9 protein-coding genes and 1 CRISPR repeat array (1 of these 10 running past the window's edge) are annotated in these 12803 nt (G+C 38.6%); all 9 genes read left to right on the top strand.

Annotation, left to right across the window (positions count from 1 at the left end; translation table 11 throughout):
* Positions 1 to 3919: a CRISPR direct-repeat array (repeat unit 30 nt; unit sequence GTTCATAGCCTACCTATAAGGAATTGAAAC); it reaches 5838 nt to the left of the window's first position.
* A gap of 197 nt (positions 3920 to 4116) precedes the next feature.
* Positions 4117 to 4380 carry a CRISPR-associated endonuclease Cas2 gene (gene cas2 / locus BUE08_RS01485; protein ID WP_059031891.1) on the top strand — a complete coding sequence of 88 codons (264 nt, stop codon included), beginning with the start codon at positions 4117 to 4119 and terminating at the stop codon, positions 4378 to 4380.
* A 343-nt stretch (positions 4381 to 4723) separates the two neighbouring features.
* The gene (gene glmS, locus BUE08_RS01480) at positions 4724 to 5146 is read left to right on the top strand and encodes a methylaspartate mutase subunit S (RefSeq protein ID WP_059031889.1); all 423 of its coding nucleotides are present in this window, start codon (positions 4724 to 4726) and stop codon (positions 5144 to 5146) included.
* A 29-nt stretch (positions 5147 to 5175) separates the two neighbouring features.
* Complete coding sequence (gene glmL, locus BUE08_RS01475) at positions 5176 to 6570, top strand: methylaspartate mutase accessory protein GlmL (protein ID WP_286680181.1); 1395 nt, start codon at positions 5176 to 5178, stop codon at positions 6568 to 6570.
* Between the two features lie 35 nt (positions 6571 to 6605).
* On the top strand, positions 6606 to 8060 hold the full coding sequence (locus BUE08_RS01470) for a methylaspartate mutase subunit E (RefSeq protein ID WP_286680180.1): 1455 nt from the start codon (positions 6606 to 6608) through the stop codon (positions 8058 to 8060).
* Positions 8061 to 8073: 13 nt separating this feature from the next.
* Positions 8074 to 9321, top strand: coding sequence for a methylaspartate ammonia-lyase (locus tag BUE08_RS01465; RefSeq protein ID WP_286680179.1), 1248 nt, complete (start codon positions 8074 to 8076; stop codon positions 9319 to 9321).
* Positions 9322 to 10692, top strand: coding sequence for an acyclic terpene utilization AtuA family protein (locus tag BUE08_RS01460; protein WP_213951795.1), 1371 nt, complete (start codon positions 9322 to 9324; stop codon positions 10690 to 10692).
* 1 nt (position 10693) lies between these two features.
* Positions 10694 to 11005: a DUF4387 domain-containing protein gene (locus BUE08_RS01455; RefSeq protein WP_059031879.1), complete on the top strand. Its 312-nt coding sequence runs from the start codon at positions 10694 to 10696 to the stop codon at positions 11003 to 11005.
* A gap of 352 nt (positions 11006 to 11357) precedes the next feature.
* On the top strand, positions 11358 to 12386 hold the full coding sequence (locus BUE08_RS01450) for an RAMP superfamily CRISPR-associated protein (protein WP_059031877.1): 1029 nt from the start codon (positions 11358 to 11360) through the stop codon (positions 12384 to 12386).
* Positions 12383 to 12751 (top strand): hypothetical protein, encoded by a 369-nt coding sequence (locus BUE08_RS01445; protein WP_286680178.1) that lies wholly within the window; start codon positions 12383 to 12385, stop codon positions 12749 to 12751. The genes BUE08_RS01450 and BUE08_RS01445 overlap by 4 nt, the downstream gene beginning before the upstream one ends.
* Positions 12752 to 12803 lie beyond the last annotated feature (52 nt).

Raw genomic sequence — 12803 nt, 5'->3', positions numbered from 1 at the left:
TTGACGAGAAAGGGAGCCATGCCTTTGTTCATAGCCTACCTATAAGGAATTGAAACATAGAATAATAATCCCGAAAGAAAGAGCAGAGAGATTTGTTCATAGCCTACCTATAAGGAATTGAAACATAAATGTGCTTATGCAACAAAAGTAAACGCCATGGGGTTCATAGCCTACCTATAAGGAATTGAAACGCTTCCATGGGCAGCATTAAAGCTGCTATAGGCAATAAGTTCATAGCCTACCTATAAGGAATTGAAACACGGGGAGCAGGTAGAAGCAATAACAGAAGAAAGTTCATAGCCTACCTATAAGGAATTGAAACGTATCAGCAGTGCAGGATGCCGAAGGAATGGATTGGGTTCATAGCCTACCTATAAGGAATTGAAACACCAGGCCGGTGATCCATTCCCTTTCCGGAATAACCTTGTTCATAGCCTACCTATAAGGAATTGAAACATGAATTCCACCGGTGATGGTCTACCAGACAAGGCTGTTCATAGCCTACCTATAAGGAATTGAAACTCACAAACACGGCCCTGCTGCACACAAAGATAGACTACGTTCATAGCCTACCTATAAGGAATTGAAACTCAGCATGTAAAAAACACTCTTCTGGAGAATAACCGTTCATAGCCTACCTATAAGGAATTGAAACTTCAAACCGGCACAAAGTAAATCCGGAAAACCGGAAGTTCATAGCCTACCTATAAGGAATTGAAACTTCTCTAGAGGCAGACAAATACTACCTTAGTGTGAGGTTCATAGCCTACCTATAAGGAATTGAAACTATTTTAAGACAAAAGATGTTTTGTATATAAAAGCAAAGTTCATAGCCTACCTATAAGGAATTGAAACTGCACAAATTACTGATTTTGCAAGTGTAGGGTTGCTGTTGTTCATAGCCTACCTATAAGGAATTGAAACCCAAAAATCAAGTGAGAAGGGCTATAAAACGATTAGAAGGTTCATAGCCTACCTATAAGGAATTGAAACTGATAGACTGCTTCTATCTGACGCCTTCGTTCTTCCAAGTTCATAGCCTACCTATAAGGAATTGAAACTCTTTTGCTGCAGTCGCTCTTGCTCTTCCAGGCGCCGTTCATAGCCTACCTATAAGGAATTGAAACATATTTCCAGCTGTCAAATTGGCATCAGCCAACCAATGTTCATAGCCTACCTATAAGGAATTGAAACATATCACGCCTTTTTCAATCTGTGCCATTAGTATCCCTGTTCATAGCCTACCTATAAGGAATTGAAACTAGATCGACTCCGAGAGATGTGCGAAGGCATTGTCATGGTTCATAGCCTACCTATAAGGAATTGAAACAACACTTTAAACCACCCGAGAGCTTAACCGTATCAGAGTTCATAGCCTACCTATAAGGAATTGAAACTGAGCATTGTAGACTTTATATGTATGACAAGCTAGGAGTTCATAGCCTACCTATAAGGAATTGAAACTTCTGCCCGTATCAATTCCGCTTGCCATTGAGAGTGTTCATAGCCTACCTATAAGGAATTGAAACAACAGTATTCGCCTTTTTGAAATGCTTCAACCTCCTCCTCGTTCATAGCCTACCTATAAGGAATTGAAACACAGTTCCAATATTTCAGGAGTAAGGCTACAATGTAATGTTCATAGCCTACCTATAAGGAATTGAAACATTCCATCACTCATCCGTTTCCAGTCACCAGTAAAGTTCATAGCCTACCTATAAGGAATTGAAACCTCAAACAAGCTTTGCAGAGCTTCAATTTTCTGCTCTGTTCATAGCCTACCTATAAGGAATTGAAACGTGAAAAAATGCGACAAATGAATATCGGAGCTGACGTTCATAGCCTACCTATAAGGAATTGAAACAACGAACAGATAAGGGAGCAAGAGCAGCTCAAGACCGTTCATAGCCTACCTATAAGGAATTGAAACACCTATTACCTTCTACTGGTAACCTATCACCCACTACCGTTCATAGCCTACCTATAAGGAATTGAAACGAAGATTGTATAATTCGGTTTGTGTCATGTCCTAACGTTCATAGCCTACCTATAAGGAATTGAAACGCAAAGATATTGCAATGAAAATTAAAGAAGCATTAGTTCATAGCCTACCTATAAGGAATTGAAACATATCTTTTGACAGTATTTCATTCTGTTATAACAAAAGTTCATAGCCTACCTATAAGGAATTGAAACAAAGATAAGCCCAAAGAAGATAATACTTCAAAGGTTGTTCATAGCCTACCTATAAGGAATTGAAACTGAGACTGCGTGACGAAAAAATGCCTGTGTCGTTGATGTTCATAGCCTACCTATAAGGAATTGAAACTGCATTTGAACCCATATATTAAAAGGCGTATAATCGTTTATAGCCTACCTATAAGGAATTGAAACATGCAATGTCCGAAAATACCACTGCTGACGGAGGGCTGTTTATAGCCTACCTATAAGGAATTGAAACTGTCTAATAATTCCCCTGTTTCTTTTAGATAAAATTGTTTATAGCCTACCTATAAGGAATTGAAACATCTGACATCAGGTATACAGGCAATGATTGATTCGCGTTTATAGCCTACCTATAAGGAATTGAAACCGGAATTCGGAGTTGTTCCAGTTCCGTTAGGATCTACGGTTTATAGCCTACCTATAAGGAATTGAAACTTTTCCTCCTCTCAGGAATCCGTCGCAGCAATCAGTTTATAGCCTACCTATAAGGAATTGAAACCTACAAGTGCTTTTGACATTTTTTCATTCCTCCTTAGTGTTTATAGCCTACCTATAAGGAATTGAAACTTTATTTCAGATAATATTAATTGTTTTTCATCCATAGTTTATAGCCTACCTATAAGGAATTGAAACATGATAACAGAATATTTATATATTATCCGTTAGGTTGTTTATAGCCTACCTATAAGGAATTGAAACCTGCCACGCACCCTGAAGATAGAAAAAATCTTTGGGGTTTATAGCCTACCTATAAGGAATTGAAACGTGTTGACCAGATATATAACGCAGTTATAAAAGGGTTTATAGCCTACCTATAAGGAATTGAAACATGTCGTAGCACCACATATCAAGAGCATCTTCCAATGTTTATAGCCTACCTATAAGGAATTGAAACAAATCAATTTCGACAGAATATGCTACATATTGCTTGGTTTATAGCCTACCTATAAGGAATTGAAACAACTGGCATAAGCGGTTGTCAACATTGTGGGCAGATTGTTTATAGCCTACCTATAAGGAATTGAAACATAGCGACACTTTCAGCATTTGCGATGATGCCATTGTTTATAGCCTACCTATAAGGAATTGAAACATAATGAGAGAGATAAAAATAGGAGATAAAACAATGTTTATAGCCTACCTATAAGGAATTGAAACGTTCTATTTGTCTGTCTCCAACATACATAGTCTTAGTTACGTTTATAGCCTACCTATAAGGAATTGAAACACTGCTGTATTGACTTCAAAAACTGTTTCTGTTATAGTTTATAGCCTACCTATAAGGAATTGAAACATTTTGAGGATTTGCATAAAAATAGGGTTATAACCAAAGTTTATAGCCTACCTATAAGGAATTGAAACTTGGTATAGACCAACCGTGATTAGAGATGAAGCCACTGTTTATAGCCTACCTATAAGGAATTGAAACACAATTCAGAAGATACTGAACTTTATACTAAGACAGTGTTTATAGCCTACCTATAAGGAATTGAAACTTATAGACCCGGAGCGGTGCCCACTGTCGGCAAAGGGTTTATAGCCTACCTATAAGGAATTGAAACATTTTAAGATACTATTTCCAAATTTGCCTTGCGTCAGTTTATAGCCTACCTATAAGGAATTGAAACCTGATATCCTCATCCAGTGAATCATATATTGCGGCGTTTATAGCTTACCTATAAGGAATTGAAACCCATCTTCTTTAGCATGGCAAGAGATGCCAGAGATGTTCATAGTCTGTCTGCAAAGGATCGCTTGTCGTTAAATGGAAAAAATGAACTTAAACCCATACTAATGGGTTTATTTTTATATCGCACAAAAATCATATGGTAAAATATAATAAACAGTACAGAAGAATTTCATTAAAGAAAAGCTTAAAGGGTGGACAAAATGTTTGTAATAGTTGTATATGATGTCGGAGAAAAACGAGTGGCAAAGGTTTTAAAAATATGTCGAAAGTATCTGACATGGGTTCAAAATTCTGTCTTGGAAGGGGAAATTTCGGAAGCAAGTTTTAAAAAATTAAAGCTTGAGCTGAAGAAAACCATCAAAGAAAGTGAGGATTCAGTTATATTTTACATACTTCGAACTACCAAGTATTCTGAAAGAGAAGCTATGGGAATACGAAAAGGGGGAGAAGATTTAATTATTTAGCTAAAAATCAAAAACAAGTGAATGCTGATAAACTAAGCAGATATTTAATAAAAAACAAGATTATTAGTGATATATGGCGTAAAACAATTGTTTTCAGAAAAAATGTATTATACAAAACCTAAAAAATATGATATATTAAAATAAAGAAGATTATGTATTCTGTATACAAGAAAACAGTATCTTGTGTATGCGAATATTTTCAAACGAAAACATATATTGAGCACGGACTAAATTAGAATTAATATTCTTGAGCGATTGTATACAGGAAACCTGGCATCCAAAAATACCGAATATTCTGTATACGTTTCTTCAATCAAACAAATATTGCATGGGGTGATATAAGTTGAAATACGATGATAAAAAAACGATTGTACTAGGAGTAATAGGGTCCGATGTGCACTCAGTAGGAATTAGAATCCTTGATGAAGCTTTCAGCGAAGCCGGTTTTAATGTGGTAAACATCGGGGTTTTATCCTCGCAGGAAGATTTTATTAATGCCGCAATAGAAACCGATGCAGATGCTATTTTAGTGTCTTCGCTCTATGGACATGGAGAACTTGACTGCAAAGGCTTTAAAGAAAAATGTATCGAAGCAGGCTTAGGTGATCTGATCCTATATGTAGGCGGCAACCTGGTGGTCGGAAAACAAGATTGGCCAACCACTGAAAAGAAATTTTTAGATATGGGATTTGATAGAGCGTATCCACCGGGAACGCTGCCTGAGAAGCCTATTGAAGATTTAAAAAATGATTTAGGGATTAAATAAGCAATTCTTGTTTACAAAGAGGTGTGAAAATGGAACTAGCCTTACTTATAGATATTGGAAGCACCTATACAAAAGTGACTGCCATAGATTTGGAAACTGTGGAGCTAAAAGGAACAGCTCAAGCAGCAACTACCGTAGCTGAAGATGTAAATATCGGAATAAATAAGGCCATCGAAGAGCTTAGGGCAATGGGAGTAGAGCCTACAGAAGCAAAACATAAGCTTGCATGCAGTAGCGCGGCAGGCGGACTTAAAATGATAGCAGTAGGTCTTGTACCTGAACTGACTTCTGAAGCTGCAAAGCGTGCGGCGCTGGGAGCAGGAGCCAAAGTAGGACATGTATTTTGCTATGAGCTGACAGACGATGAGCTAGATCAAATAACAAAGTACTCGCCGGATATAATTTTACTTGCAGGCGGCACCGATGGCGGCAATAAGGATGTAATAATCCATAATGCTAAGAAACTTGCAGAGCTTAAAGTCGATGCTCCCATAATAGTTGCAGGCAACAAAACGGCGGCATCTGCTGTCGAAAAAGTTTTGCGTGCGGCTTCTAAAGAAGTCTATGCGGCTGAAAACGTAATGCCAAAACTGGAGTGCCTCAACATAGAGCCTGCCAAAAAAATTATTCGGGAAGTTTTTTTAAACAGAATCGTCTATGCCAAAGGTCTTGCTAAAGTAAGCGAATATGTAGATAGTCCGATAATACCAACTCCTTCAGCGGTAATGAAGGCAGCCGAACTTCTTGCAAAAGGAAGCAATAATGAAGCAGGGCTTGGAGATGTAATGGTTGTGGATATCGGCGGAGCCACCACAGATGTGGATTCTGCTGCAACAGGAGAGCCGACAAAACAAGGAGTAACGCTGAGAGGACTGGAAGAGCCTTTCGTGAAAAGGACTGTTGAGGGAGACCTTGGGATGCGTTATAGCGCCTTAGCGCTAGTTGAAGAAGTAGGCATCAAAAACATACTGAAGAACTATCTGCCGCCTAACATAGAAGAAAAAATGATAGTGGAATATGTTGAGAAAATAAGCAAAAATACAGATTATGTACCCTGCGACGACATAGAAAAAGAAATAGATGCAGGAATTGCAAAAGCTGCAACAAACCTTGCAGTAAAAAGACATGCAGGAAGAATTGAAACAGTCTACAGCCCCTTTGGAGCGGCATATGTCCAGCATGGGAAGGATCTTACCCAGCTAAATTATCTGATAGGGACAGGCGGCATCCTGATATATGGCGAAAATCCAAAAGAAATACTAAAACATGGCTTATATGACAGCAGCCAGCCGGATATCCTAGCGCCGGAGAATCCTAAAATACTCCTTGATGAAAAATATCTTTTATCATCCATCGGATTATTAAGCGAAATCGTGCCTGACAAGGCCTTAAGATTAGCTAAACAATATCTTAAAGAGATTTAAAACTGTAAGTTTATTATAACGAGGAGGCGTTTACTGTGGAAATTCAAAATAAAAAATGGGACATAAACAAATTTAATGAAATGAGGCAAGAGGTTTTAAATCAGTGGCCTACAGGAAAAGAAGTTGATTTTGAAGAAGCCTTAAGATACCATCAGAACCTTCCAAAGAATCAAATCATGACAAACAAGCTGAAAGAAGCTGCTTCAAAGAACAACACACTGATACAGCCTAGGGCCGGTGTAGCGCTACTTGAAGAACATATAGAACTTCTAAGATTCTTAAGACAAAAAGGAAAGGCAGACGTGCTGCCTACCACAATAGACAGCTATACTAGACAAAACAGATATGAAGAAGCCGAAAAAGGAATTAGAGAAAGCGAAAAGGCAGGACGGTCTCTGCTGAATGGTTTTCCTGCAGTAAATTACGGCGTACAAAAGTGCAGAAAGGTCATTGAATCCTTAGACTGTCCCGTTCAAGTAAGACATGGCACTCCCGATGCCAGACTTCTTGCTGAAATTTCTTTAGCAGGAGGCTTTACAGACTTTGAAGGCGGCGGCATATCATACAATGTGCCTTATGCCAAGAAAATCTCTATTGAACAATCGATTTATTATTGGCAATACGTAGACAGACTTGTAGGCATTTATGAAGAAAACGGAGTTTCTTTAAACAGAGAACCCTTTGGACCGTTAACAGGAACATTGGTTCCGCCTTGCATATCCCATAGCATCGGCATCATCGAAGGAATTCTTGCTGCAGAGCAGGGCGTTCGGAATATTACCCTTGGATATGGACAATGCGGCAATTTGATTCAAGATGTTGCGGCAGTAGAGACGTTAAAAGAGCTGTCAGCGGAATATCTAAAAGATTATAATGTTATGATTACAACAGCTTTTCATCAGTGGATGGGCGGATTTCCCCAAGACGAAGCTCAAGCCTTCGGTGTCATATCCTGGGGAGCTGCAACTGCAGCATTGAGCAAGGCCACCAAAGTTATTGTAAAAACACCCCATGAGGCGTTTGGCATACCTACAAAAGAGGCAAATGCCGAAGGTTTAAGAGCAACAAGACAAGTAATTAATATGCTAAAAGATCAGAAGATGATTTCTAATAAGGAACTTGAAAAAGAAAAAGAAATTATAAAGAGGGAAACCCGGCAGATTTTGTCCAAAGTGTATGAACTTGGAGAAGGAGACTGGGCCAAGGGCGCAGTAAGAGCCTTTGCAGCAGGGGTACTTGATGTTCCCTTTGCGCCTAGCCAGTATAATGCCGGAAAAATCTTGCCGGCACGGGACAACAGCGGGGCAGTCAGGTTTTTAAACTTCGGGTCAATTCCGTTTGATGATGAAATAAAAGAATTCCACAGAAGAAAATTAGCCGAAAGGGCCAAGGCGGAAAACAGAGAAGTAAGCTTTAAAATGGTTATAGATGACATATATGCCATAGGGCAGGGAATGCTTGTAGGAAGAACGGATTCTAAAATTGCATGAAGGAGACAAGATGATGAGCAAAATCAGACAAGTTATAACATCTAAAGGTCTTGCCGGCTTTTATTTCGATGATCAGGCGGCAATCAAAAGCGATGCAAAAGAAGATGGATTTATTTACGAAGGCACTCCTAAAACAAAGGGATTTAAAGCTGTAAGGCAAGCCGGGGAGTCGATTTCCGTAATGATAATAACAGATGATGGCAAGATGGCTTATGGAGACTGCGCCGCCGTCCAATATTCCGGGGCAGGCGGTCGGGACCCCTTGTTTTTAGCTGAGGATTTTATACCGGTTATTGAAAACGAGATAAAGCCAATACTTATAGGCGAGGAGCTTGACAGCTTTAGGAGACTAGCCGATAAAATAGATAACTACAAGATAAACGGCAAAAGGCTTCATACAGCACTGCGGTATGGAATCACTCAAGCAATTCTGGATGCAGTTGCTAAAGCAAAAGATATAACCCGGACAGAAGTAGTGGCTGAAGAATATAACCTCAAAATAGATCCTATGCCGGTTCCTATTTTTGCCCAAAGCGGAGATGACCGCTATACAAATGCTGATAAGATGATAATAAAGCGGGCAGACGTTCTCCCTCATGCCCTTATAAACAATGTTTCAAAGCTTGGTAAACAGGGCGAAAAGCTCATAGAATATATCAATTGGCTAAAAGAAAGGATTTACCAAATAGCAGGAGATGACTATAAGCCCATATTTCACATAGATGTTTATGGGACAATCGGCGAGGCATTTGACGGTGATATTTGCGCCATAACGGATTATTTTGAAAAACTCGAGGAAGCAGCATCGCCATTTACGCTCAGAATAGAAGGCCCAATAGATGCGGGAAGCAAATATGAGCAGTTAAAGCAATTAAAGAAGCTTAGGGAAAGCCTTAAGGGGCGAAATATCAAGGTTGAAATTGTAGCCGATGAATGGTGCAATACCTTAGAAGATATAAAGGAATTTGTAGATGAAGGCGCCGCCGACATGATTCAGATAAAAACACCGGATTTAGGTGGTATAAACAATACCATCGAGGCGGTGCTTTACTGCAAGGAACATAAAATAGGCGCATACCAGGGCGGAACGTGCAATGAAACTGATCGTTCGGCTCAGATATGCACAGATATTGCTCTTGCTACAAGACCATGCCAAATACTTGCAAAGCCCGGCATGGGGGTAGATGAAGGATTGATGATTGTATATAACGAGATGAACAGAGTACTTGCTCTTTTAAAGTCCAAAAAGGAGGTTTTATGATTGGAAGAAATAAAAGTTCTTTCACCAACTGCCATACTCGGTTACGGATTTCCGGTAGAGTCCTTTGAAAGAGGGCTTGATCAGCATCCGGATGCTATAGCGGTGGATGCAGGTTCTACAGATCCGGGGCCCTACTACCTAGGCGCAGGGGTGTCCTTTACCGACCGGGAAGCAGTAAAACGAGATTTAAAGCTTATGCTAAAAGCCGGAAAAAAACTTAAGATACCTGTGTTAGTAGGCACAGCCGGAGGCTCTGGAGCAAATGAGCATCTATACTGGGCCGAAGATATCATAAAAGAAATAGCAAGAGAAGAAAGCCTAGAACTTAAAGTTGCGGTTATAGAGGCACAGATCCCCAAAGAGAAGATCTTAAAAGAATTTGAAAAAGGAAAGATCGAGCCTCTTGCTCCGGCAGGAGAACTTAGCCGAGAAGACATAGAAGATACAACACAGATAGTGGCTCAGATGGGAGTAGAACCTATTATAGATGCACTGGAAAATGATGTAGACCTGGTATTGGCAGGGCGTGCATTTGACCCTACTGTCTTTGCTGCACCCTGTATTAAAGCAGGATTTCCGAAAGGACTCGCCCTTCACATGGGCAAGATACTGGAATGCGCCAGCATAGCTGCAACCCCCGGAAGCGGCAGTGACTGCATGATGGGCACACTAAGGCGTGACTGCTTTATCCTAGAAGCCTTAAACCCAAAAAGAAAGTGCACCGTTACATCCATAGCAGCACATACTCTTTACGAAAAAGACGATCCCTATAGGCTTCATGGACCGGGAGGAATAATAAGTCTTGAAGAGACAGAGTTTACTCAGATAGATGAAAGGCGTGTAAAGGTCAGCGGCAGTAAATTCATACCTTCTGATGAATACACCATAAAGCTTGAAGGCGCCAAAAAAACCGGCTACCGCACGATTTCTATTGCAGGGACAAGAGATCCCATAATGATAAATCAAATTGATGATATATTGGAAGCAGTTAAAGACATGGCAAAGAACAATTTTTCAAATATAAAGAGCGACGATTACCAGATACTATTTGCACTATACGGAAAGGACGGCGTAATGGGCAAACTTGAGCCATTAAAGGATGAGCCCTCACATGAGCTTGGCATTATAATAGAAGTAGTTGCCAAAACCCAAGAGATGGCCAACACCATTTGCAGCTTCACTCGTTCAAGCCTTCTGCACTACGGCTATCCCGGCAGAATAGCTACCGCAGGCAATCTGGCTCTTAGATATTCGCCGTCTGATATAGAGGCAGGAGAAGTTTATGAATTTAGCATTTATCACCTACTTAAAGTAGACGATCCAAAGGAATACTTTCCCATTACTGTCAAAACAATAAAAGGAAGTGAATAAAATGGGCATTCCGATTACAGAAGTAGCCGAAGTTATAAGGAGTAAAAACTCAGGTCCTTACGAACTTACAATGGATATAATCTTTAAAGACTTTGACTCATATGAGAAAGTAAAGCAGAAAGACATCATAAATAAAAAACTCATCAGCAGCCTTTACCAAATACCCGAAGAAGACATAATATCTATAATAAACTTCGACCCGGCAAAGGCAATAAAAATCACCATAAAAAGACCCCTCGTAGCAGGTGCAATAGGAGAAAGCGATGTCTACGGCGCCCAGCAGCATGCCCCCCTTCTTACAATTGAGGTTTAAATAAATAAAAAGCCCAAACTTCGCAAGTAAAATAATCGGAGCTTGGGCTTTTTAATATAAAAGTAAGATATTAATTTAAAAATTTGGAGGATTTGCATACATTTTTGTCGAATAAGTATGTAATTTGATCTTAGTGATTAAAATTCTATCATACTATCAAAAATTCATAAAGCACAAAATTGCATAAACAATAAACCTCAAAATATCTCTAAAGGCTGATAAGATGCACTGCATGTAATGTAACAGGATGCTGAGAAATTGTATTCAAATTAAAATAAACACGATAACTATATTTTTTAAGTTAATTAGCATGGTTATGATTTTTGCAAAAGCAAAAGGAGGTGAACGCGAATTGACAACACTAAAAATCAAAGTAAATACTGTAACACCTTTATGGACAGGGAACGCTTCGGGCACATGCAAGCGCATACAGCCTCAATCTGTTATGGGTTCCCTGCGATTCTGGTTTGAAGTGATATGTTATGCATCAAGCAAGATTGATGTTAAATCCTATCAAGCAGAAAAGGTAGATTATAATAAGTTTAAATCGGGAGTATATAATATATTATCAAGTGCCGAAAGAAATAACGAAGTAGGTATGTCACTTTTTGAAATTAAACAGAGATCCTTAGAAGAACTTAAAGTTTCTTTACCTTCTCAAATCTTTGGGTGTAATGGCTGGTGTGGCTTTGTAAAAATAAAGAAACTCGAATACTCAATCCACTCTTTCTTAAATGATCAATTAGAGCTACCAAAGTATATTCTAAAAGAATCTATTGAGAGGCAAAAACCTTCGAAATGGTATTATGAAAAACCATACTTTTGGGGGGATTTCTGTTTATATCTCGAATTGGAAAGCGATGAATTAAAGAAAACCATCATATATCCGCTATTGCATTTTATTGAAATATATGGATTCATTGGAGGGAAAAATAACCTTGGGTATGGGAGAGTAAAATTCGAAGTGGAAGATGAAAATCTTGAAATTTATAATAGCTTTAAAATTAAGGGATATCCTGAAATCAATTGTAGCGAGATTGTGAAGGAAAATATAGCAAATTTTAAGGACTTATTAGAAGATAGCCTCATTGAAAATAGACAAATTGGTCTATACATTATGGGAAGAAGCAAAGATACCGATTATAAAAAAATAAGTGAAAAGTTGGTTAAATACAAAAGTGATATGAGATCGGCTGTAGACGATAAAGAAAAACGGCACTACATATTTGGTTCTACCAAACGTGACAAGTATCAAAATATTGAAGGTCCGAATGCCACAAAAATAATTCCTTGGATCAATAAAACAGCAAATAATTCGTATCAGTATGGATTTATTTCTCTAATACTTTTACAAAAATTTTTAAGCGGGGTGAGCCGATGAAATATGAAGCTATTTATGATTGCCCAAAGGAATTAACGCCATATGCCCTCTTTTTAAAATATTCATATAAATATACAGTTGACAAAAGTTCAGATAAAAAAGTAGAAGAATTAGCAGAGGAAGATTTTCTTAATACATTTCCGTTTGTAAAAACGAGCCATATTTCGCACAAAGAAATGCCCAAAAAAGTTAAATTTCAAGAGTTCCCATTAGCTTTTTTTAAAAAAGAAAAAAATGGTTTTTGGTATTGCTCTAATGATGCGTGCTCTGCACAAAAATCGTCTGGCATCTTTAAAAACCAAAGCGCTCTTCAAGATTACGGTCTGGTCCCCTATCTCTGGACAATATCTTTGTATTTCTCATAAAATCGTACTTTTGCATTAACTTTAATAATTGTTTAAAGCTTAAAGATTACGC

The organism is Tepidanaerobacter sp. EBM-49 (assembly GCF_001896645.1).
Lineage (GTDB): Bacteria > Bacillota > Thermosediminibacteria > Thermosediminibacterales > Tepidanaerobacteraceae > Tepidanaerobacter > Tepidanaerobacter syntrophicus.
Note: the sequence above shows the minus strand (reverse complement) of the source record. Positions and strands in the feature narration are given on the sequence as shown.

Coding starts and splice junctions, on each gene's coding strand:
- BUE08_RS01465 (WP_286680179.1), top strand. CDS start 8,074: ATGAGCAAAATCAGACAAGTTATAACATCTAAAGGTCTTGCCGGCTTT.
- cas2 (WP_059031891.1), top strand. CDS start 4,117: ATGTTTGTAATAGTTGTATATGATGTCGGAGAAAAACGAGTGGCAAAG.
- glmL (WP_286680181.1), top strand. CDS start 5,176: ATGGAACTAGCCTTACTTATAGATATTGGAAGCACCTATACAAAAGTG.
- BUE08_RS01455 (WP_059031879.1), top strand. CDS start 10,694: ATGGGCATTCCGATTACAGAAGTAGCCGAAGTTATAAGGAGTAAAAAC.
- BUE08_RS01445 (WP_286680178.1), top strand. CDS start 12,383: ATGAAATATGAAGCTATTTATGATTGCCCAAAGGAATTAACGCCATAT.